This is a genomic window from Cupriavidus sp. MPR-AND1C, from assembly GCF_058809705.1.
Map to the genome: position 1 here is coordinate 49082 of NZ_JBXASU010000006.1, position 22275 is coordinate 71356.

At 62.7% G+C, this 22275-nt stretch carries 22 protein-coding genes; 13 read left to right on the forward strand and 9 right to left on the reverse strand.

The annotated features are described in order from the left end of the window. Positions 1-46 precede the first annotated feature (46 nt). The 7 genes from AC1RWI_RS05670 (at position 47) to AC1RWI_RS05700 (ending at position 7618) form a co-directional block, all read left to right on the forward strand. Positions 47-829 carry a class II aldolase/adducin family protein gene (locus tag AC1RWI_RS05670; RefSeq protein WP_492865093.1) on the forward strand — a complete coding sequence of 261 codons (783 nt, stop codon included), beginning with the start codon at positions 47-49 and terminating at the stop codon, positions 827-829. A gap of 52 nt (positions 830-881) precedes the next feature. Continuing rightward, on the forward strand, positions 882-1781 hold the full coding sequence (locus AC1RWI_RS05675; RefSeq protein WP_492865095.1) for an NAD(P)-dependent oxidoreductase: 900 nt from the start codon (positions 882-884) through the stop codon (positions 1779-1781). 53 nt (positions 1782-1834) lie between these two features. After that, a complete protein-coding gene (locus AC1RWI_RS05680; protein ID WP_492865097.1) occupies positions 1835-2809 on the forward strand; it encodes a Bug family tripartite tricarboxylate transporter substrate binding protein in 975 nt (324 codons plus the stop codon). Between the two features lie 90 nt (positions 2810-2899). Next, positions 2900-4009, forward strand: coding sequence for a porin (locus AC1RWI_RS05685; protein WP_492865099.1), 1110 nt, complete (start codon positions 2900-2902; stop codon positions 4007-4009). A gap of 104 nt (positions 4010-4113) precedes the next feature. Next, the gene (locus AC1RWI_RS05690) at positions 4114-5097 is read left to right on the forward strand and encodes a LysR family transcriptional regulator (protein WP_492865101.1); all 984 of its coding nucleotides are present in this window, start codon (positions 4114-4116) and stop codon (positions 5095-5097) included. 367 nt (positions 5098-5464) lie between these two features. After that, positions 5465-6508: a 2,5-dihydroxypyridine 5,6-dioxygenase NicX family protein gene (locus tag AC1RWI_RS05695; protein WP_492865103.1), complete on the forward strand. Its 1044-nt coding sequence runs from the start codon at positions 5465-5467 to the stop codon at positions 6506-6508. Positions 6509-6619: 111 nt separating this feature from the next. Next, on the forward strand, positions 6620-7618 hold the full coding sequence (locus AC1RWI_RS05700) for a Bug family tripartite tricarboxylate transporter substrate binding protein (RefSeq protein WP_492865105.1): 999 nt from the start codon (positions 6620-6622) through the stop codon (positions 7616-7618). A 302-nt stretch (positions 7619-7920) separates the two neighbouring features. On the opposite strand, the gene AC1RWI_RS05705 is transcribed toward AC1RWI_RS05700, so the two are convergent. From AC1RWI_RS05705 to AC1RWI_RS05715, 3 genes are all read right to left on the reverse strand, one after another. Further along, positions 7921-8850 (reverse strand): alpha/beta hydrolase, encoded by a 930-nt coding sequence (locus AC1RWI_RS05705; protein ID WP_492865107.1) that lies wholly within the window; start codon positions 8848-8850, stop codon positions 7921-7923. 701 nt (positions 8851-9551) lie between these two features. After that, complete coding sequence (locus AC1RWI_RS05710; protein WP_492865109.1) at positions 9552-9998, reverse strand: hypothetical protein; 447 nt, start codon at positions 9996-9998, stop codon at positions 9552-9554. Between the two features lie 167 nt (positions 9999-10165). Continuing rightward, positions 10166-10729, reverse strand: coding sequence for a MarR family winged helix-turn-helix transcriptional regulator (locus AC1RWI_RS05715; protein ID WP_492865111.1), 564 nt, complete (start codon positions 10727-10729; stop codon positions 10166-10168). A 110-nt stretch (positions 10730-10839) separates the two neighbouring features. On the opposite strand from AC1RWI_RS05715, the gene AC1RWI_RS05720 reads away from it, so the two are divergent. The 4 genes from AC1RWI_RS05720 to AC1RWI_RS05735 all read left to right on the forward strand — a co-directional run bounded on the left by AC1RWI_RS05720 (position 10840) and on the right by AC1RWI_RS05735 (position 14420). Further along, positions 10840-11964, forward strand: a complete 1125-nt coding sequence (locus tag AC1RWI_RS05720) for a cytochrome P450 (RefSeq protein WP_492865113.1) — start codon at positions 10840-10842, stop codon at positions 11962-11964. A gap of 52 nt (positions 11965-12016) precedes the next feature. Next, entirely contained in the window at positions 12017-12391 is a 375-nt protein-coding gene (locus AC1RWI_RS05725) for an antibiotic biosynthesis monooxygenase family protein (RefSeq protein WP_492865115.1), read from the forward strand. 7 nt (positions 12392-12398) lie between these two features. Continuing rightward, positions 12399-13154: a sulfite exporter TauE/SafE family protein gene (locus AC1RWI_RS05730; protein WP_492865117.1), complete on the forward strand. Its 756-nt coding sequence runs from the start codon at positions 12399-12401 to the stop codon at positions 13152-13154. Between the two features lie 156 nt (positions 13155-13310). Beyond that, entirely contained in the window at positions 13311-14420 is a 1110-nt protein-coding gene (locus AC1RWI_RS05735) for an extracellular catalytic domain type 1 short-chain-length polyhydroxyalkanoate depolymerase (RefSeq protein WP_492865119.1), read from the forward strand. Positions 14421-14432: 12 nt separating this feature from the next. On the opposite strand, the gene AC1RWI_RS05740 is transcribed toward AC1RWI_RS05735, so the two are convergent. Next, positions 14433-14756: a 2Fe-2S iron-sulfur cluster-binding protein gene (locus tag AC1RWI_RS05740; RefSeq protein ID WP_052495211.1), complete on the reverse strand. Its 324-nt coding sequence runs from the start codon at positions 14754-14756 to the stop codon at positions 14433-14435. After that, on the reverse strand, positions 14753-15364 hold the full coding sequence (locus tag AC1RWI_RS05745) for an IMPACT family protein (RefSeq protein ID WP_492865121.1): 612 nt from the start codon (positions 15362-15364) through the stop codon (positions 14753-14755). The genes AC1RWI_RS05740 and AC1RWI_RS05745 overlap by 4 nt, the downstream gene beginning before the upstream one ends. Positions 15365-15657: 293 nt before the next feature. On the opposite strand from AC1RWI_RS05745, the gene AC1RWI_RS05750 reads away from it, so the two are divergent. Beyond that, complete coding sequence (locus AC1RWI_RS05750) at positions 15658-17649, forward strand: PhoX family protein (protein WP_043357305.1); 1992 nt, start codon at positions 15658-15660, stop codon at positions 17647-17649. 285 nt (positions 17650-17934) lie between these two features. Beyond that, on the forward strand, positions 17935-18552 hold the full coding sequence (locus AC1RWI_RS05755) for a DUF938 domain-containing protein (RefSeq protein WP_043357303.1): 618 nt from the start codon (positions 17935-17937) through the stop codon (positions 18550-18552). Positions 18553-18955: 403 nt separating this feature from the next. Here the strand turns inward: AC1RWI_RS05755 and AC1RWI_RS05760 are convergent, their stop codons facing one another. The 4 genes from AC1RWI_RS05760 to AC1RWI_RS05775 all read right to left on the reverse strand — a co-directional run bounded on the left by AC1RWI_RS05760 (position 18956) and on the right by AC1RWI_RS05775 (position 22074). Next, the gene (locus tag AC1RWI_RS05760; protein WP_492382528.1) at positions 18956-19363 is read right to left on the reverse strand and encodes a fumarate hydratase; all 408 of its coding nucleotides are present in this window, start codon (positions 19361-19363) and stop codon (positions 18956-18958) included. A gap of 263 nt (positions 19364-19626) precedes the next feature. Continuing rightward, complete coding sequence (locus AC1RWI_RS05765; protein WP_236702256.1) at positions 19627-20145, reverse strand: DUF1439 domain-containing protein; 519 nt, start codon at positions 20143-20145, stop codon at positions 19627-19629. Between the two features lie 202 nt (positions 20146-20347). Then, positions 20348-20551 (reverse strand): SlyX family protein, encoded by a 204-nt coding sequence (locus AC1RWI_RS05770; RefSeq protein ID WP_043357297.1) that lies wholly within the window; start codon positions 20549-20551, stop codon positions 20348-20350. A 50-nt stretch (positions 20552-20601) separates the two neighbouring features. Next, a complete protein-coding gene (locus tag AC1RWI_RS05775) occupies positions 20602-22074 on the reverse strand; it encodes an aminotransferase-like domain-containing protein (protein WP_492865124.1) in 1473 nt (490 codons plus the stop codon). Between the last annotated feature and the right edge of the window lie 201 nt (positions 22075-22275).

Below are 22275 nucleotides of genomic sequence, written 5' to 3' on the forward strand. Positions count from 1 at the left end.
TGGCACCCCTCGTGTACCCATTGTCGAAAATTTACATGGAGTTGCTATGAAAACTTCTATCGCGCTGCGTCCAAAAAAGGACAGTCAGCCAGGATATGAGACCACTCCGGAGGAGTGGCGGGTTCGGGTGGACCTCGCTGCTGCATACCGTCTGGCACGCCTCGAGGGCTGGGATGACCTCATTTACACCCATATTACGGTGCGTGTGCCTGGTAAAGATGAGCACTTCCTGATCAATCCGTTTGGGCTCGCGTTTGAGGAGATTACTGCCTCCAGCTTGGTGAAGGTCGATCTGGATGGCGCCATTGTTGGCGAGGCAACCGCGGATGTGAATGGGGGAGGGTTCACCATTCACAGCGCCGTTCACGCTGCACGGCATGATCTCAATTGCGTGATGCATTTGCATACGAATGCTGGCATTTCCGTATCCATGCTCGAATGCGGATTGCTGCCATTGTCGCAGCATGCGATGTTGTTCCACGATCGCCTTGGCTATCACGAGTATGAAGGACCGGCGCTCAGTCTGGCTGAACGCGAGCGCTTGATTGGCGATCTTGGCAGACACAGCGCCATGATTCTCCATAACCATGGGCTCCTGACAGCAGGGCAGACAATCGCCGAAGCATTCGTCCGTATGTCCTATCTGCAACGAGCTTGCGTCACGCAGCTTGATGCCATGGCCACTCAGGTCAAACTTAAGCAGCCAAGCGCAGCGCTGGCTGAAGTGACAGCCCGCATTCACTCAGAAGACGTTGTACCGCTTGGTCTTCGCGAGTGGCCGGCGATGCTCCGTCGTTTGAACCGCGAACTGCCTGGCTATGACGAGTGATCGACATTTAGTTGTCGTCCGGGACCCGATCCTGGGGTGCATACCCGAGGACGTGGCACAGCTACTGGTGCTTCGTGGACACGCTCCGCTGGTGGTCAGCCCGGAGGAGTTTTCCCTCGCCCCGGATGAACTGCTGTCGGCGGCCGAGGTGGTTGTCTGCGGGGTATCGGTGCGCTTTGACGGGAACCTGATGGATCGGATGCCCAAGCTTAAGGCCATTGTGTCTGCCGTCATCGGGACAGATGCCATTGCCCTGGAGGAAGCAAAGGCCCGGGGGATCGAGGTTGCGCATAGCCCTGCGATGGAGACGTCGGAAAGCATGGCCGAGGCAACCGTGCTTCTGATCCTGGCCTGCTCCTTTGACTTGCGCTCGCGCATGCGGGAGTTCGAGGCCGGATGGGCGAGACCGGAGAGGCCCACCGGTCGCACGTTAACGGGGAAGACCGTCGGTCTTATCGGATTTGGTCGAACTGCCCGTGGCGTTGCACGACGCCTCACGTCGTGGGGTGTCGCCATCCTGGCATTCGACCGCGGGAGGCAATACGACGAGGGTAGCGTGAAGTGTGTCTCACTCGAAGCACTGCTTCGCGCTAGCAACGTTGTCAGCATCCATCTGCCGCTTACGCCGGAAACAGAGATGTTTTTGGATCGGGAGCATCTCTCCATGCTTCCCGCTGGCGCAATCGTCGTAAACACCGCGCGAGGCAAGTTGATCGATGAGATAGCACTGGCAGAGGCGGTGAAATCCGGGCGCATCAAGGCCGTGGGACTGGATGTGTTTGCCTGCGAGCCGCCACCCGAAAACACCGTCAGCGAGTTGGGTGTGGCATCGGTTTTCACGCCTCATGCGCTGGGGCACACCCAAGAGTCGTTCTATGCGCTATCGAGGATGGCGGCCGAGAACGCCGACTGTGCTTGCAAAGGACTGCGAATACCGTATCTGGCTATTTAGGGGAACTACCAGACCGCAAGAGTTCTGGCCCGCATTCTCAAGGAGACATTCAAGTGCTTTTCATCAAGCGAGTATCACTCGTGCTGGTGTCGCTCACCCTCGCCATCCCGGCGTGCGTCCTTGCACAGAAGACTGACTATCCCACGAAGCCGCTGACTTGGATTGTTGGGTATCCACCCGGGGGAGGTATCGACTTTCTAGCACGCACCGTCGGAAGAAAGATGGCCGATCGGCTTGGCCAGCCTGTGGTGGTGGAGAACCGTGCGGGGGCTGCGGGGATTGTTGGGGCCAGCGCCATCGCTCGAGCGACTCCCGACGGCTACACGTTTGGCAGTCTCGGTAACGGCGAGCTCATCTTCAATCAGATGCTCTACAAGAAGTTGATCTACAACCCGCAGAGTGACTTTGTTTCTGTGGGGCCGGTGGCGAAGATCCCATTTCTACTTGCTGTCAACTCGTCGCTCCCTGTGAAGTCGGTGAAGGAACTGGTGTCCTACGCGAAGAAGAACCAACTGCAGTATGCATCTGGGGGAATCGGACATCCCAACCATCTGATGATGGAGCTATTCAAGGAGAAGGGTAACTTCGAGATCGGCAACATTCCTTACAAGGGGATGGCCCCTGCTTTGCAGGACTTTTTATCAGGGCAAGTGCCTGTCATGTTCATTGACTTGGCCACGGCCATTGCTCAAGTAAATACAGGACGCTTCCGTATCCTCGCGGCCACCACGAAGGAGCGCCTCGAAGCGCTGCCGGATGTTCCTACGATGATCGAAGCCGGTGTACCGGACTTCGATATCTATGCTTGGCAAGCCTTGGCGGTACCGACTGGCACACCGCGCGCAACGGTGGATCGGCTCAACCGCGCGCTCCAGGCCTCGCTGCGAGCCCCGGAAGTGCAGGCGGCCTTCAAGAAAGCAGGTATGCAGCCCATGTCCGGGGATGGTGGCTTCCTGGACCGACTGATCACGAGCGATCGCAAGTACTGGGCGCCCGTCGTCAAATCGCTGCACATCCAGCTCGATTAGGGTTTTTGTCGTTGGTTTTGGCTTTACCTCGCGTGTCTTTATACGAGTATTTATTTTCGAAATATAAGAAGTCTTTTGGAGGAGACACAGATGTACGTGAAGAGAATATTTGCGATCTCAGCCGCCGTCTTGACGCTGGCAACTATACCCTCGATTTCCCATGCGCAGAGTAGTGTCACGCTCTACGGTGTGGTGGACTCGGGTGTCGCCTGGGTGAACGGTGTCGGTGCCAACCGCAACTCGGCAGCCTTCGTCCCAAACCTTACCGGCGCCGTGCCGTCGCGGTGGGGCATGCGGGGTAGCGAAGACCTCGGTGGTGGCAACAAGGCAATCTTCTGGCTGGAGTCGGGCTTTGGCACCGACACGGGTGTCGCGGGTCAGGGCGGGCGTATGTTCGGTCGCCAGGCGATGGTCGGGATGTCGGGGAAATGGGGGCAGATCGGTTTTGGACGTCAGTACACCATGCTCTTCTGGGCAATGGCGGAGCCGGACATGCTGGGACCGAATATTTTCGGTTCATCGTCATTCGATGCGGGTATTCCGAACGCGCGCTCGGATAACACGGTGTCGTACAAGGGAACCTTTGGCGGCTTGACCGTGGGAGGAACCTATAGCTTCGGTCGGGATGCAGTGAATGCCGGTCCAAGTCCGGCCGGCACCAACTGTGCCGGAGAGTCTCCTATCGACTCGCGTGCATGTCGGGAATGGTCTACGCTCCTGAAGTATGACGCGGCCACCTGGAGCGTGGGCGTAGCCTACGACTCGCAACGAGGAGGCCCCGGTGCATTTGGCGGACTTACCAATAGCTCTCTCACAGACAACCGTTTGTCGGTGAACGGATACTTCATGCTGGGACAGGCGAAAATCGGTGGCGGTTGGCTTCGGCGTGACAATGAAGGCATTCCTACACCGGTTAGCGACCTCTATTACTTCGGGGCGTCTTACCCGGTAACGCCGGCGTTCAACGTCGACGGGGAGGCCTTCTATCAGAAATACCATAACAGTTCGAATAAGGCATGGATGTTGGCTGCACGCGGTACGTACCTGTTTTCTAAGCGCACGTCCGTATATGGGACTGTGGGTTATATCGTGAACAGCGGGCAGTCGGCGCTGCCGGTGAATATCGGCCAGCAGGGGTATAACCCTGCACCCGGCAGCAATCAGTTTGGTGCAATGGTGGGGTTGAAGCAGGTTTTCTGATTTTTGGGCTGAAGATAATCTGCATTTTAAACAGGGTGCTCGGTTGGTGGTGGCCGAGCATCCTAATATATTGAAGGGCACAGTACGGATTGCAGGAGGCCTCCGTGGATCTCGCATATCTCCAGTATTTTCTGCGGGTCGCTGAACTTGGCAGCATCAACCGAGCTGCAGCCGATCTCGGTTTGTCGCAACCGGCACTTTCTCGCAACATCGCTGCGCTTGAGCATCAGATAGGCAGCTCCTTATTTACCCGGCGGCGGGATGGCGTAACGCTCACTGAAGCGGGTCGGCTGTTGGCGGACCGCTCCCGCCCCTTATTGGGGCAGTTCGCCCTTATCAAGGAAGAAGTGGGGCAAAAGGCGGCGGGTCACCTCACTATCGGTTTGCCCCAGGCCTGGAAGAACGTATTCACCATCTCTTTCATCAAGCAGTTCGTCAAACAGTATCCCGGCGTGGCCCTGAAGGTGCATGACGGTGTCAGCAATACCCTTCGTGAATATCTTGTTTCCGGCACTTTTGACTTGTGTGTCATGCCGTTTGAACCCCTTGGGCTGGAGGGGTGCGCTCAGACCGCGCTTGTGCGCGAACCGATGATCGCAATCGGAGATGCAGCCGCGGGGTTCCAGTCTTCGGAGGAACTGTCGTTGACTGCATTGGGGGACACTGCGCTGATCATGCCAGGACGTGCGAATGTTCTACGCCAGCACGCCGAACAGGCGTTCCTGCGGAAAGGCATGCGGATGCGGATGCTGTTCGAGCCATTCACCCAGGACCTATGTATTGAATGTGCCAGAGGCGGCCTTGGGGTTGCGATCACGCCCGCGTCGTCCGTGCAGGGCTATGCCAATCCGGAGAGCATAAGTTGGGCTCCCCTTAAGGGACTGTACGCCACCTGGTCTCTGTACGAAAACGAAGCGCGGGCCCATTCCGAAGCGGTCCGTGCCGCCCGGCACTTGATTACGGCGATGTTCAGCGATGAAAAAACCCTGTGGTTCGGTGCCGAGCTCGTCGGCAGGACTGCTGCGGCGGCTTCCACGCCGGATGAGGTTAGCCAGTTGCGGTCCCGCCATGAAATCTCGCTTTCGTAAAAGTGCGATGTTCACATTATGCTGCGACGCGGCATTATCCAATGGCGGTATCTCCTCACTTTTCGAGTGATTTAGGAGTAAAACCTATGGTTAATGGCAATAGGGTTAATCCTTATTGGCATTGGTTAATTTGATGTTGCGATGTATATCGTTATCCGATTTGCGGATAACGGTCATGTTGATGTGGCAGTATTCCGGTGGATGTTCGTCCGCTATCATTATCTCGTGATTTGAATGAATTAACCGGCAGTCAAAATCGCGTCGGAATAATCGTCAATATCGCTGCACATAAATCCCTGCGTTCGCATAGATATCCCCGTTCTTGCGATGGATTTCCAGAAAAGCCGTAGCCCTGTAGGAGTATAAAATGCTCACTTTTGAGTCCAAAATGTCGTCCGCCGCCATTGTGCCGGCATTTATCAAGCAGCTTCAGTACTGCAAGCTCAAGCCGACCGAGACGGTACTGTTTCTGACCGATGATTCCAGCCCGCGCGAGATCGTGGAAGCTGGGCTGGCAGCTTGCTGCACGCTGGGCAGCGCGAGCTACGAGGTGCACGTACCGAGCGGACCGGACGTGCGCTATGTGGGTGCCAACCCCTATGAAGCGCCGGGTCTCCTTGAAGCCTTTCAGCGCGTCGATCTCGTAGTGTCCTTCGTTGTTGGTTTCTTCTCGGGCTGGGAGTGTGCAGTCCGTGAATCGGGCGGCCGGATCCTGAATATCCTCGATGTGCCTTGGATGCTGTTAAAGCTGCAGGGCGATGAGCGATTCCGACGCGTCGCGCTCGCCGCGCAAAAACAGGTCCAGGCCACGAAGACGATTCGTGTGACCAGCTCGGCGGGGACCGATTTTTCCTATGACCTGGACCACAACGCGCCGCATCTGTGCCACTACGGCGCGGCAGACGAGCCGGGGCACATGGATGAATGGGGTCAATGCATGATGGGCGCCTTCCCGCTTGACGGTTCTGCCAATGGCACGGTCGTCATTCAACCGGGGGACGTGTGGGCGCTTCCGTATATGCGCATTGTCCAAAGCGAAATCAAGGTGCAAGTCCGTGAGGGTTACGTTCGTGAAGTAACTGGCGGGCTGGACGCGCATCTGTTCCGAGCTTGGCTGGAGGAATGCAAGACCTCGGACGGCGACCTTGACCCCTACGCGATCTCGCACCTCGGTTGGGGCATGAATCCGAATGCTTCGTACCATGATGTGGTGAACTTTGAACACAAGATGGATCATCTGGTTGCCGCGGTTCGTGGATTGCCGGGTAGCTATCTGTTCTCCACAGGTCCTTCCTACAAGCGTAAGACGAAGGGTCACATCGACATGCCGATGATGGGGTGCACTGTGGCGCTTGACGGTCGCGTCGTGATTCAGGACGGCAAGATCATTGATCCCGAGATGATTGTGTAACAGGAGGACTGGGGCGGCCGTGCAGGCTACCCCTTTTTTGTTCTTTATCTGATCAAGCAGGGCGCGCACTGTTGGCGATCCGAAGATTTCACAATTCCGAGACAAATCCCCATGAAGACAGATTTCATTCAGAAGATGCGCAGGGTTGCTGCGTTGATGGTCATGGTCATCGTTGGCCATGCCCATGCACAGACATCATTTCCAACGAAGCCGGTTCGGATTGTGTTGCCCTATTCGGTCGGCAGCGGCGTTGATTCGGTGCTACGTCAGGTCAGCGAGAAATTGTCAAAAGAATGGGGACAACCGGTACTTATCGACAACAAGCCTGGAGCCAACGGGTGGGTTGCGCTGAGTGAAGTGAAACGTGCGACTCCCGACGGCCATACGCTCGTCACGGTGGATGCGACTCATATGACGTTGCAGCCGAATCTGTACAAGAAGATGCCGTTCGATCCAGAGAAGGACTTCGAGCCGGTAGCGCCTCTCTATAAAGTGAATTTCTTCATTGTTGTCGGAGCCGACTCGCCATGGCGGAACGTCAACGATCTGATCGCGGCCGCCAAGGCGAAGAATGGAAAGATGACCTACGGAACATGGGGCATCGGCAGTGTCGGTCATGTTGGTACGGCAATGCTCGAGTCCGCGACGGGCACGAAGATGACGCATGTCCCCTTTAAAGAACTCGGCCAACTCTATACAGCGGTTGCGACCGGTGAAGTGGATTGGGCGTTCGGCGTTGCTGCAACGGTCGCGCCGCTGTACAAGGCCAAGAAGGTCAAGCTCCTAGCCTTCGCCGGACAGCAACGACTTCCTGGGTACACGGATGTACCGACCGTCACTGAGGCAGGTGGACCGGCCGGCTTCGAACTGAGTACTTGGGTTGCGCTTTACGCGCCGAAGGGAACACCCAAGGCAGTGATTGACCGTATTCAAGCGGGGGCAGCGAAGACCATGGCGGACCCCCAGGTTCGCGAGCGTCTGGTGGGTAGCGGGTTCGGATTTGGATTCGAGCCGTGGATTGGCGGCCCCGGTGATATCACCAAGGCTGTCGAGGCAGATACGCGCAGGTATGCCGAGATTGTCAAACGATCGGGGATCTCATTGGACTAGCGCCAGCACCAAACGACCTGAACACGCTACAAGATAACTAACCATTTTCTAGTTGGGTGCTCTTGCTGCCTTGCCTAGATTGCAGTTCGGCCACTGCGATCGTCGGCAAGGTTTTTTTCGCTCTGGCCTGCCCTGGCAGAGTTCGTACTTTTGTTCGCAACGATCGCGGTGTCTTGTGTTCGGCCCGCTTGCGAGCTGCGGATGCCCTGAGCAATCCCCGTAATTGACAACGCCCGCTCAGGGGGGCGGGCGTCAGCAGCATTGGCTAGCTCGGCGCGTAAGGCGCCTGAAATCCTGTCAGCCTAGGTCGGGACTTGACACCCATGGCGTTGAAAAAAGCGCCCGATGAACTCGAGCAGGCGAGGTCCAACCGCATCGACTTCGCTATTGAGCAGCAGAACAGGACTAAAGTGATTGCTACCATCCACAACAAGAAATTGAGGCAGCGGCTTGCCCGCATTCGAGCGTCCGGCCATGACTGCAATGGCATCGCGTTGTAGGGATGAAAAATCATTCTCTCCGACCATCAGAAAGAGGGGAATATCTGACTCCGAGAGTCGAGTGAGACTGGATTGAGTTTCGAACTTCGAAGCGTCCTTGCCAAAGTACGCTGCGCTTGGGGTATCAACTGTATTGTTGTAAAAGCCGGAGGCGAGAATGCAACAGAGAAGCTCTGCTGGTGCAGGCTGCAGTGTAACGGCAGAGGCTACATGGACTGCGCCAGCAGAATGCCCCATCAGAACGATTCGAGGGGTATAGCCAAGAGCACGCTGTGCATGGGCAGTAACGGCAGAAACAGCAAGCTGGACATCCTCGCCACCCGCAGGCCATGGATGATCTGGCGCCAGTCGATAGTTCATGGTTGCCGCATGCATTCCATGTTGGGTCGCCCATATACCGATGTTGTCGTAGAAAGGCGTGTTTGGCTCTCGCTTGTTTCCGCGCACGAAGCCACCGCCATGTACAAATAGCAGCAGGATGTCGGTGATCGGTGCGAGTCGATCCGCAGGCTGAAACCAATCAAAGGTGTGGCGTTCGTGCGGACCGTATACTATGTCGCGTTCTACCGTGGCAGCTTGGCTGTTCGAGTACTGGAAGCCTGTGAGCGCTTCGACTGTTTCCTCAAAGTTCATCGGCCGGCCGATAGTAAGAGCTGCACGCACTTTCGCATTCTGCAACGCAAATTCAGGGGGCGGCGCAGAGCCGGGCGACGATTGGAACGATGTGGGCATGGAGAGGGGGCCGCTAGATGAGAGTAAAGGAAGACCGAAACGGTTGCATCCTTGCAGAATATTCGCCATCGACTGAGACGTCAAGAATTTGACGAAGTAGTAAAGGCGCGTGGTAGCGCAAGCCGATAGGCGGGATTATGCGGAGCCAACGTCGCCGTCGAGTTATCGCCCTAATCCCTCATCTTTCCCCAGGAACTCAATGAAGCGTTGCGTCTTCGCTGGCATTAATCAGGTCTCCGTGATCACATAGACGGGTATCGGGGTGCCGCGCCATGCGGTCATGATGCGCCGCGGTTTCTTGCTGGTCACATCATCGCGACGCCTTCTTAAGGCATCAGGATGAAGCCCATGTTGACGCTTGGATAGAGGCCGGCAATTTGGCGATCAGTGGCGTCAGGTAGGTCGCCGCAAAATCCATCCGCAGCGAGGCGTGGAACCCGCCGGGTTGGACCAACATTTCGCCGAGCCACGCGGGCGTCATCCACGATGGCGTTTGCGACGCTCGAAGTAGATTTGGCCTGCCTCGGTCTGTTCGATCGGCTTCAAGGCCGAGGTGGTGCGCGCATGGGAATGCCGAAATAGGCTTCGAGGTGCGCGCGCGGAAAGTAAAGTGATTTATGGTGCTCCTCGCGAAACGGCGGGGCGGGCCTTGACCTGTCTTCATGCAGGGATCCGAGCGAAACGGCGCTGCCAGCGCACGTTCATTGCGCTTTGCGCTTCAACTTGCCAGCCAGCCGCATGCCGTCACGAAAGCTCATGCCCAGCAGGGTCAGCTGCACGGCGCCCATTGCCAGTTCGATGGCCTGGACGACGTAGAACGATGTGTCGAACTCGCCGGCCTGCGCTTTGGCGCTCAGGAAGAGCGCGCAGGGCAACATGATCAGCAGGCCGTTGGCGGCGATCAGGGGCATGCGTTTCTTCTTGCCGTCCACGATGCGGCCTCGCCTGTGCCGGGACAGGGCAAAGCCGGACGCGCCGGTGGCGGCCATGGCCGTAATCAGCAGCACCAGCCCGTACACCACGCACTGTTTTACCAGCGCCACGGCAGCGTGGTCGAGGAACGCCTCGGAGATGAGCGTCGACATCCAGAAGGTGGCGACGGTGAGCATCGCCATGCTGCCGGCGATGCCATGCACAATCGGTTTCATGGATTTTCTCCTTCCGCTCTCAAAGATTGACAACCAGTTTCCATTAATGGAAACTGGTTGTCAATATGAGGGTCAGCGGAAGACTGTAAGGAAGTGCGGTGCCACCAGCATGCCAGGCGCCAGCTGCTGTGGCCCCACCTGATCGGGCTTTCCCAGGCGCGGGTGCGCTATGCACCAGTGTCCACCTCCGCGTCGACCTCGGCATGCATCGCGGCAAGCCCCTCGATCACCCTGGTGGCGGCCTCGAGGTCGGCCGCGCTGAATGCGGTGGCAAGCTTTGCCGCGTGCTCCCGCCACTGCTGGTCCGCCGTGCGGTAGGTGCGTTGGCCGCGTTCGGTGAGCACATAGAGTGACGAGCGCTTGTGCATGGGGTTGGGGCGCGCTTCGATGAAACCCTCGTCGGCAAGCAGATTGAGTTGCTTCAGGGCGCCTTGCCGGGTCACGCCCATATTGGCCGCGATCTGTGGCGCGGTAAGTGATTTGCCGGCAAGCGCAAGCGCGCCGAGCATTTGCCAGCGCGCGCTCGTCAATCCCAGCGGCGCCACGAAGCTGTCGCCCCAGGCCAGGAGCCGGCCGTTCAACTGAAACACCGACAGGACGATGCTGGTCAATTGTTCGCTCTTCTGAATTCGCATGAAGGTCCTCGTAATTGACAACCAGTTTACGATGATGGCGTGAATTGTCAAACGCCCGTACGCTTGGCGTGGTTGCATGGCGGGCATGGCTGGCATGACATCCCCCGCCTTTGCGGCCCGGGTCCGCATTCCACATTTCACATCGTCATGAAACGTCGTGCGGCGGGCGCCGGCATACTGCTTGTGTGCTCTCGATTCCCCTCCCCATGCCCTTGCCGACCGCCATGCCGATGCCGTCCGACCCGCTTTGCGCCGTGACGCACCCCGATCCGGCACCGTACTACCGCATCCTTGCCGCGCAGCGTCCGTTCTATCGCGACGAAGCGCTCGGGCTATGGGTTGCCTCTGGCGCCGCCGAGGTGCAAGCCGTGCTGGCCCATCCCGCTTGCCGCGTGCGGCCGCCCGCGCAAGCCGTGCCGCCCGCGCTGGCGGGTAGCCCGGCGGGCACGCTGTTCGGCGGGCTGATCCGCATGAACGATGGGGACTGGCATGCGCCACTCAAGGGCGTGCTGCGCAAACGCATGGCGTGCCTGGCGCTTGCCGGCATGGGGGCGCGGGTGTTGGCGCTGGCACAGGATCTGCCATTCGACGCCGTCCGGCCCGGTGCCGCCGTGAACCACTGGATGTTCACCTTGCCGGTGCTGGCGGTGGCCGATGCGCTTGGATTGCCGGTGACCGGTAAGCCATGCGTGGCGAGCCAGGTGGTAGCCTTCGCGCGGGCCATGTCGCCGCTGGCGACAGCGCAGGAGATTGCCGCGGGGAGCGAGGCCGCCACATGGCTGCAGGCCTGGATGCGCGCGAGCCTGTCGTCCGCGACGCCGCTGGATGCGCTGGTGCACGAAGCGCTTGCGGCCGGCGTGGCGCGGGAGATCATCGCAACCAATGCGATCGGCCTGCTGATCCAGGCGTGCGAGGCCACCGCCGGCCTGGTCGGCAACATGCTGCTGTGCCTGGGCCGGGATACGTCCCATGGGCGAGAGCGGCCCGCGTTGGACTGCGTGGCCGCACGCGTGCTGCGGGAGGATCCGCCGGTGCAGAACACCCGGCGCTTCCTGGGCGCCGATGTCCGCCTGTGCGGTGCGCAACTGCAGGCGGGCGATACGGTGCTGGTCGTGCTGGCGGCCGCCTCGCTCGGACAGAGCGAGGCGGCGACGCCCGTGCCCTGGACCTTCGGGCGCGGCCACCACGCATGCCCTGGCGACGCGCTGGCGTCCACGGTGGCGCAGGCCGTGGTGGCCGCGCTGCTGGCGCGTGGCGCGGATCCGGCGTCGCTGGCGCACGCATTCCGCTATCGGCCCTCGGTCAACGCGCGCATTCCGTATTTTCTGTGAAGCGATTCAAGTCAAAGTCAAGTCAAGTCAAGTAAGTCAACAGGACCCCGCCATGATCGCAGTCATCTTTGAAGTCGAGCCGGCCGAGGGCCGCAAGGACACGTACATGCAGATCGCCGCGCAACTGCGGCCCACGCTGGAGGCCATCGACGGCTTTATCTCGGTGGAGCGCTTCCAGAGCCTGACCAATCCGGGCAAGCTGCTGTCGCTGTCTTTCTTCCGCGACGAGGCCGCGGTCATGGCGTGGCGCAATGCCGAGGCGCACCGGCTGGCGCAGTCGGCCGGGCGGGGCGGTGTGTTCGCGGGCTATCGGCTGCGCGTGGCGCATGTGCTGCGCGACTACGGCCTGAATGAACGCGACCAGGCGCCGGCGGACAGCCGCGCCGTGCACGCGCCCATTGCGGCGAGCGCGTCGTCGGCACGGTGAGGGCGGCATGGAGTCGACCTTCCTGAATGGGCAGACCACGCTGATCGGCTTTACCTTCTTGCTCGCCGGCCTGGTCAAAGGCGTGGTGGGGCTCGGGCTGCCTACCGTGGCGGTAGGGCTGCTGGGCCTGGCGATGCCGCCCGCGCAGGCCGCCGCGCTGCTGGTCGCGCCTTCCATGGTAACCAACGTCGTTCAACTCTACACCGGGCCGCGGCTTGGCGAGCTGGCGCGGCGGATGTGGCCCTTGCTGGCCGCGATCTGCGTGGGCACCTGGCTGGCCGCCGCGCTGCTGCCGCCCAGCCTGATGGTGCATGCCACCGCATGGCTGGGCGCGGCGCTGGTGCTGTACGCGGTGCTGGGGCTGATGGCGTTCCACCCCAAGGTGCCGCCGGCAGCCGAGGGCTGGCTGGCGCCGCTGATCGGTGTGGTCACCGGCGCGATCACGGCGGTCACGGGTGTGTTCGTGATTCCGGCGGTGCCGTATATCCAGGGGCTGGGCCTGGACCGCGAGACGCTGGTGCAGGCGCTTGGCTTGTCGTTCACGGTGTCCACCATCGCGCTCGCGGTGAGCCTGGTGATGCATGGCGCGCTGTTGCACACGCCGGTGCTGGGGGCGTCGCTGCTGGCGCTGGTGCCGGCGCTGGCGGGCATGTTCATCGGGCAGTGGCTGCGCCATCGCATCAGCGCGGCGCGTTTTCGCAAGCTGTTTTTTTGTGGGCTGCTGCTGCTAGGGGCCGAGCTGGCGCTACGCGGGTTTTTCTGATCGGAATGGCGGCGAAGGCGCATTCTTTCGGGGTTGCGCGGGGCATACTGGCTGCTGCGCTGCGGCGAAACACTGCGCATCCAGGCCGGGTGCGCACCGCAGGCCGCGCATTCCCGCAACCCCCGCGCTGGAGATGCCGCCAATGGCATATCGCCGATGACACGACGCAATCGCAGCGGCACCAAGCTCTGGAATACCCTGAGCAAGATCGCCACCCGCAATGTCCAGCGTGCGCAGCGCACGGTTGCGAAGTCCGCGATCCGCTCGGCGCTCAAGCAGGGCGAGGCGATGAGCAAGGCGGCGCAGCGCGTGCTGACCGGCGTTGCCTCGCCGGTGCCAACGCCGGTCAGCCGCGGCGGCGGACGCTGGGAGGAGGGCAGCTGGGGGCTGGGGCCGCTAGTGCAGCGCCGTTACCGGCTGTTTATCCCACCGGGCGTGAGCGCGTCGCGCCCCGCGCCCTTGCTGGTGTTGCTGCACGGCTGTGGCCAGGACGCGGCCAGCTTTGCGGCTTGCACCCGCGCGGCTACGCTGGCGCGCAGCGCGGGCTGCGTGGTGCTGATGCCGGAGCAATCGTCGCAAGCCAACGCCCAGCGTTGCTGGAACTGGTTCCGCGCCGCGCCGCGCGTGGTGGCCGAGGCCAGCCTGTTGATGTCGATCGTCGAGCATGTCTGCCAGCACCAGCCGGTTCGCCGCGAACGCGTCTTCGCGCTTGGCTTGTCGGCGGGCGGGGCCATGGCGGTGATACTGGGGCTGCGCTACCCGGACCGTTTTGTCGCGGTCGGCTCGCATTCCGGGGCGGTGCCGCTGAGCGCGTCCAACGCCGCGCAGGCGGCACGCGTGATGCACGGCAAGGGCCAGCCCGACGTGGACGCGGCGCGCTTTCAACTAGCGGGGCGCCGCCCGCCGCCGTTGTTGCTGCTGCACGGCGATGCCGATCATGTGGTGCACTTCGATAACGCGCTGGCCAGCGCCGCGCTCTGGCAGCAACTGCTGCCGCAACCACCCATGCAGGCCAAGCCGCGCCGGGTCCAGCGCGGGCAGCGCCGTGCCTACAGCATCTTTGCCTGGTCGAGCGAGGGGGAGCCCTGCATCCGGCTGGTGCGCATCGAAGGGCTCGGGCACGCGTGGAGCGGCGGCCCGTCCAGCCAGGCCTTTGCCGATCCGTCCGGCCCGGATGCATTGCGGATCGCGTGGCAGTTCTTCATGCAGTGCCTGGCGGCGCGCCAGCGTGCCGCGCCAAGGCGGGTGCCCAAGGTGGCCGCCTGACGCCGTGCCTGGCTAGCGCGATTGCGGCGCTTCTATGACCACGTCGCTCTCGGGATACGCCACGCACGGCAGGATGAATCCCTCGTCGCGCTCGTCGTAGCTCACGCCCGGCCACTCGATGCGGTAGCCGATCCGCCCGGCGGCCAGCCGGCACAGGCAGGTGCGGCAGGTGCCGTTGCGGCAGGAACTTGGGAATTTCAGGCCGGCCTGCAACGCGGCTTCGAGCAGCGTCTGCGTGGGCGGGGCGGGAAAAGTGCTGCCCTGCGGCTCCAGGCGGGCGACAAACGCTACCGGGGCCGCCGGGGCCAACTGGGCGGCGGTGATGTCGCGGCTCATGACTGCGCTTGCTCCTCGTCCGCTTCGGGAAAGCGCGCGCGGCCATGGGTGGCGTCGCGCAGCGCGGCCCGGGCCGGCGCCAGCAGGCTGGCCGGCAGCCGGATGGTCAGCCGGGCAGCCGCGCCGTGTTCGGCATGCGCCAGCAGGTGGCTCTCCTGCTCGATCCAGCGGCGCACGCGGGCTTCGTCGGCGTAGTCCACCTCCACAACCAGCTCCGCATAGGCGATGCGCTCGATGCGCTGTGCATCCTTGAGCGCCACGGCAATCGCGTCCGTATAGGCTCGCACCAGCCCGCCCGCCCCTAGCTTGACGCCGCCGTAATAGCGCACCACGGCCGCCAGCACGCCTTCCAGCTCATGGTGGCGCAGCACTTCCAGCATGGGCCGGCCGGCGGTGCCGGATGGCTCGCCGTCGTCAGACATGCCTGACTGGCCCCCCGCGAGCAGCGCCCAGCAGACATGGGTGGCGGTGGCGTGGTCGGCGCGCAGGCGCGCCACTTCGGCCATGGCCGCGGCACGGTCGGGCACGGGCAATGCAAAGCCGATGAAGCGGCTCTTGCGGATTTCCAGGTCTGACTGGACGGGAGAAGCGAGGGTGTAGGTCGGCACGGGTCGGGCCGCGTCACGGCGCGCGATGCGCGGCGCCGGCGGGCGGAAAGCTAAAAGGAATCGGGGCACCGGATTGGGGCCTGCGCCAGTGTACCGCAGCCGCCCCCGCCGCCCGGATTGCGCGAGAGGGCTCCTGGATGTCTGCAAGTTCAGTCAGTTTAAACAAGCTGTAACAAATCATTCATAGCATACGCATCGGCCTGAACGCTGCGCGGTTGTCCCCACGAGCGCGCTGCAGGGCAGCGCGCATGGCGCGCCGCCCAATCCTTCACATAACGAAACGGGAAAGAAGAATGCTCGACAAACCGGACGCATCCCGCCGCAAGGCGCTTAAATTCCTGGCTGGCGCCCCCATGCTGCCGCTGGGCCTTGGCGCTACCGCCTTTCTGGTCGGTTGCGGCGGCGATGGCGACGCCGTAGCCGCAACGGCTCCGGCGCCGACGCCCGTCACGCCTGCCGGCGCTACGTTTACGACCGCCGAATTCACCGGCATGGCCGCGCCCACGCTGGCCAACCCGGCCGCGATGGCGACCACCACGGTGGGTTCCAGCCTGAAGGTATCGTTCAGCGACGGCAGCAGCCAGACCTACAAGCTGGCCTACCAGCCCTTCTTCATCACCGGCGACATGGTCCCGGACGGCAAGGGTGGCAGCATCCTCGCCGGTGGCTACTTCGACATCAACAACCAGCCGATCATCGACAAATCGGTGGCCGGCAAGGAACGCCAGTTCTACTCCGACTCGCCCGACGGCACCTCGCTGCTCAAGATCGACGGCGCCAAGGTGGCCGGCGTGAAGGGCAATACGGTCTTCGCCGTGGTCCAGTTCGAGTACACCACGCGTGACCAGGCCGGCGCCAGCGCCTACGGCCGCCTGCCGTCGCCGATCGGCGTGCTGACGCTGGACCAGGACCCCGCCACCGGCAAGCTGACCCTGGTCAAGTACCACAACGTCGATACTTCGTCGGTCAATGGCCTGTGGATTACCTGCGGCGCCAGCCTGTCGCCGTGGAACACCCACCTGTCGAGCGAGGAGTACGAGCCGGACGCCTTCACGGCCAGCACCAACGCGCAGTTCCTGGCGTTCAGCAAGAACCTGCTCGGCACCGCCAGCGTCGTGGCCAACCCGTACTTCTATGGCCACATGCCTGAGGTCACGGTCAATGCCGACGGCACCGCAAGCATCAAGAAGCACTTCTGCATGGGCCGCATCTCGCACGAACTGGTGCATGTGATGCCGGACAACCGCACGGTGCTGATGGGCGACGATGCCACCAACAGCGGCTTGTTCATGTTCGTGGCCGACAAGGAAAAGGACCTCTCCGCCGGCACGCTGTACGTGGCCAAGGTGGGCGCGGGCTTCTCCATCGACCCGGCCGCCCCCGGCGCCGACCTGACGTGGGTCAACCTGGGACACGCCACCAGCGCCGAAGTCGAGGCCATGGCCAAGTCCAACCTGCCCACCGACATCATGGACGTGCGCACGACCGATCCCTCGGACCCCACCTTCACCAAGATCTTCGTTGGCGGCACCGCCAACTGGATCAAGGTCTACCCGGGCAAGGAGAAGGCCGCGGCCTTTCTGGAAACCCATCGCTACGCCTACCTCAAGGGCGGCAGCATGGGCTTTACCAAGATGGAAGGCACCACCGTCAATATCAAGGACAAGGTGGCCTACTCCGCGCTGCAGAACATGATCGACTCGATGGTCCTCAACAACGCCAAGGGCTGGAACGCGCAGAGCAACATCACGATCCCCACGGCGCTCAACGCAGGCGGCGTGATGCAGCACAACCTTGCCGGCGGCCAGAAGGACCTGGGCGGTGCCGCCATCAACAGCGAATGGGTACCGGTGCACACCAAGGCACTGATCGTGGGCAAGGACATCAGCGCGGATGCACTCGGCAACACCGCCGATCCGGACCAGATCGCCAACCCGGACAACCTCAAGTTCTCGGAAAAGCTGCGCACCTTGTTCATCGGCGAGGACAGCGGCCAGCACGTCAACAACTTCCTGTGGGCCTACAACGTAGACACCAAGAAGCTGTCGCGCGTGCTCTCGACCCCGGCCGGCGCGGAATCCACCGGCCTGCATGCGGTGGACGAGATCAACGGCTGGACCTACATCATGAACAACTTCCAGCACGCCGGCGACTGGAGCGGCCTGCACGCCAAGGTCCAGGCCACGCTGGATCCGCTGGTGCGCGCCAACTACAAGGACCGCTTTGGCGCCGCCGTCGGCTACCTGACGGCCGATACCACGAGCGTCAAGACCACTAAGGCGTAAGCGCGGGACAGCTGTTACCCCGGCGCTTTGTTGGACCCCCGATGACCTTGTCATCGGGGGCCTTTTTTTACGCTCGCGCGCGCGTTCGCCAGGCAGACCGGCAAGCGCATCGGCATCACCCCTGGCCTATACCGGGAACGTTTCGGGCCGCAGGCGTGCGGACCCGCCGAGGCAACATGGACGCGGGACCGGTCATGCCTGCTACGCTTGCGGTAATGCGCGGCCGCCGGGCCAACGCGCCACCGCGGCCCAGACCCAGACCCGTACCCCAACAGGAGCAACAAGATGCCGAACCAAGACGGCCAACACGACGCGCGCCGCATGGCGCCAGCCACAGACCGCAACCGCGACGCCATCCTGGCCGTGCTGCGGCGGGTCTTGCCGCAGAGCGGCCTGGTGCTGGAAATCGCCAGTGGCACCGGCCAGCACGCCGCCTATTTTTCTGCCGCGCTGGCGGGGCTGACCTGGCAGCCGAGCGACCCGGACGCTGCGGCGCGCGAGTCGATCGCGGGCTGGGCCGAGCATGCCGGGCTGGCTAATGTGCTCGCGCCGCTGGTGCTGGACGTGCGCCAGCAGCCCTGGGGCATCGAGGCGGCGCAGGCGGTGGTCTGCATCAACATGATCCACATCGCGCCATGGTCTGCGGCCGAGGCGCTGTTCGCCGGGGCCGGGCGTTTGCTGCCAGCCGGCGGCGTGCTTTACCTATATGGCCCGTATCGGCGCAATGGCGAACATACCGCGCCGAGCAATGCCGCCTTCGATGCGCAGTTGCGCAGCGCGAACGCCGAATGGGGCGTGCGCAATATGGAAGACGTGGCGGCGCTGGGCGAGGCCGAGGGCTTTCGCATGGACGAGCCAATCCCGATGCCGGCCAATAATTTCAGCCTGGTATTCCGAAAATAGGAACTTCATCGCCGAATGCAGGCGGATTGGGCCGCGTGCAATGCGTGGCCGAAATTCGACAAAGCGCGATTGAGGACTGGCGCGCAGTGGGGCCAAGTCTTCGCCGCAATGTCTTTGCGCATGCCACCTTAAGCGTTGGCTTAAGACGCGGCGAATGTCCCGGCGGGCAATGCGTGCGATGTGGGAAATGCGGGAAATGACAGGCGGAGCCAGGCGGCGCTAATCGGGAAATGCCGATCGGCCAGGGCGTCTTGAATAACCGGGGATTTGCTCTGGAGATGTCCGGCTGGCCCTGCAGGGCGCCAGCCAGTCAGCACAAAAGTGGTGCGCGGCGGGGACCGGAGCACGGCGCGGATTACCGCGCGCATGTCCGGGCCACCTGCCGCGCTGGCCCGTGCGCGATTTACTTCGCGGCGACAGGCGCTTCTGCCTCGACCTTGACGGCCACGGCCTTCTTCGGCGCTGCCGGCTTGCGGGCAGCCTTCACGACGGCCTTCTTCGGTGCTGCTGCCTTCGGAGCAGCTGCCTTCGGTGCTGCAGCCTTGGGAGCTGCTGCCTTCTTGGCGGCGGCCGGCTTTGCAGCCTTCTTTGCCACGGCAGCCTTCACCACCGGCTTCTTCGCAGCCGGCTTGGCCTTGGCCTTTTGTGCAGCCAGCTTTTCCTTGGCGGCTTGCCTCTCAGCCAGCACGGCCTGCTTGGCGGCTTCAGCTGCGACCTTGATTTCGCGCTTAGCAGTTTCGATCGCCTTCTTTGCATCAGCGCGCAGCTTCAGCAGGCCCTTCTTTGCAGCGGCCAGTTCGCGAGCCAGCACGCTGGCCTTCTTCGCGGGAACTGCTGCCTTCTTGGCGGCTGCCGGCTTGGTCTTTGCTGCTGCGCTGGTTGCGACTTTCTTTGCTACGGCCATTTTTATTTACCCGTTAGTTGTGGAGCGCGGAGTATAACCGGTCGCGCGACATTACTCGCGCGGCGTGAATTCACTGCGCGGATTTCTGGTATGAATGCGTGCGCGGATACAACATGTCTTGCACGGCGACGGCATCGGCATTGGATGCGAATAGCGGGTACGTATTGCGTTTAACGCGTATTGACCTGGACTTTGATGCCGTCGGCCAGCACGGTAATGGCGCCCGGCTCGACGTCTTTGCCGGCAACGTGCAATTCTTCCGGCTTGAACGTGTAGAGCGGGTAATCGCGCAGCAGTTGCTGCGCCACGACGGCGCCGATGGCGTTCAGTTGCTCGCCATATTGCGCCGGCATGCCGGCGACCTGGACGCGTTCGACGGAAGGATTGTCGAGCAGCACGGCGCGTTTGGCCGGGTCGTACCTGAGCCCGCTGCTCAGCGAAAGCGTGCCGTTGATCGGTGGCGCGGGCAGCAAGGTATTGCTGACCTGTGCATCCATCCGGGTGGTCACGCGGTTGTTGGCTTCGTCGAGCAGCAGGCGCGGTTGCGTCAGCTGGACGTCGAGCACCTGGGCGTAGCGCAGCCTTGCCGGGAAACGTTTGTCGACGGCGTCCTGCAGTTCCTGGCGGGAGAATGTGTAGTCGCCGGTCCAGACGTTATAGCCGGCCCAGGCGCTGGCGGCGACCAGCATGGCAAGCGCGGCGGCGGCGGGGGCGGCTTTGCGCGTTGTCAGGGATTTGCGGGGCCGGGTGCGGCATTGCGTCGTCGGCATGCTGTGGTGCCTCCAGGTTGGCGTCTTGCGCGTTATCCCTTCTGACCGCGCCTGCGCCGGCTTTGTTCAATTGTCCACTTGTCGGCCAATTGCCCAGTCTGGCCGCGGGCCATGCGCACGATCAATAGTGCGGCGGGAGTTCGTGCTGGGGGCCGTTTTCGCCGCCGCCCGTGCCGCTGGAGCGCATCTGCTGGTAAAGCGCCTGAAGCTGTTCCTGCAGCAGGTCGATCTGCCGCTGCTGGCGCGCCACGGCGAGATTGAGCGTGTCGAGCAGGTCGTCCTGGAAGGCGACCTTGATTTCTAGTTCGGTCAGGCGGGATTCCATTTTGTGTTCTCCATTGGGCCGCGCATTGTAAGGCAGGTGCGGCGCGGCCTTTACTGCATTGTCAGCCTGGCCAGCCGGCCCAGCGTGGCGAGCGCGGCGTCGGTCCGGTCGTCGAAGTCGTGGCCGCAGTTGATGCGCAAGCAATGCCGGAAGCCGCCATGCGCGGAAAAAATCGGGCCGGGTGCGATGCTGATGCCATGCGAGAGCGCGTACCGGTGCAGCGCAAGGCTGTCGGTGCCGGCCGGCATCTCGATCCACAGGAAGTAACCGCCAGCCGGCCGCGTGGCCCGCGTGCCCGGCGGGAAGTGCCGCGCGATGGCCTGCGCGAAGGTGTCCTGGCGCTGCATCAGCGCCTGGCGCAACTGCCGCAGATGCCGGTCGTAGCCGCCTTTCTCCAGGTAGTGAAGGATAGCGGCTTGCGTTGGCGCCGCCACTGTCAGCGTGCTGGTGAGCTTGGCGCGCGCCACTTCGCGCGCGAAGCGTCCGGGCGCGGCCCAGCCGATCCGGTAGCCCGGCGCCAGGCATTTGGAGAAGGAGCCGCAGTGCATCACCAGCCCCTGCGTGTCGAACGCCTTGGCCGGGGTGGGGCGCTTGTTGCCGAAGTACAGCTCGCCGTAGACGTCGTCCTCGATCAGCGGCACTTCGAAGCGCGCCAGCAACCGCACCAGTTCGCGCTTCTTGTCGTCGGGCATCAGGCTGCCCAGCGGGTTCTGGAAATTGGTCATCAGCCAGCACGCGCTCGGGCGGTGGCGTTCCAGCGCGCGGGCGAGGGCGTCGAGCTCGATGCCTTCGCGCGGATGCGTGGGCACCTCGATGGCGCGCAGGCCGTGGCGCTCCAGCGCCTGCAGCGCGCCGTAGAAGGTGGGCGACTCGATGATGACCGCGTCGCCCGGGCGCGTGACGGCCGCCAGGCACAGGTTCAGCGCCTCCAGCGCGCCGTTGGTGATGACGATCTCGTCCGTGTGCACGGTAAGCCCATCGATCAGGTAGCGCAGGGCAATCTGGCGGCGCAGGCCGGCGTTGCCCGGCGTCATGTCGTCCACCGAGCTCCAGGGGTCCAGTTGCTGGACGACAGCCGCCATGGACTTGGCGAGGCGCGGCAGCGGAAACAGCAGCGGACTGGGAAACGCGGAGCCGAGTGGCACCAGCTCGCGCTGCTTGGCCGACGCCAGCACGTCGAAGACCAGTTCGCTGACATTCAGCGTGGTGGATTCGTCCGCCGGTTGCGACGCGGCCTCGGGCTCGGGCGGCAACACGCGGCGGGTGCTGGCCACGAAATACCCGGAGCGCTGGCGCGCGATGATCAGCCCGCGCGCTTCCAGCAGGTAGTAAGCCTGGAACACCGTGGAGGGGCTGAGCCCGCGGCTGGCGCTGGCCTGGCGCACGGAGGGCAGGCGGTCGCCGGGCCGCAACGTGCCGGCCTGGATCGAGTGCGCGATATCGTCGGCCAGTGTTTCGTAGAGCGTGCCGGGCGTGGCTTCCCCGTCATTTCGCTGGGGGGTGTCTGGCTTGCTGGGCGGCATTGGAGATCCACTGTTTGGCGTATGACTGATTTCCGGAAACTGTATCGTATCGGCGCGATGCGCGACACGGTGCATGGGGATATTCCGATGTGGCAGATTTGCTGCGGCAACATGTCGCGCCGGAATCCCGCTGCTCCGGTTGTATCGATCCGATCTGATCCTGTTCGGGCCGGCCTTGTCTCCTTAGCATTCAGCGCTGTC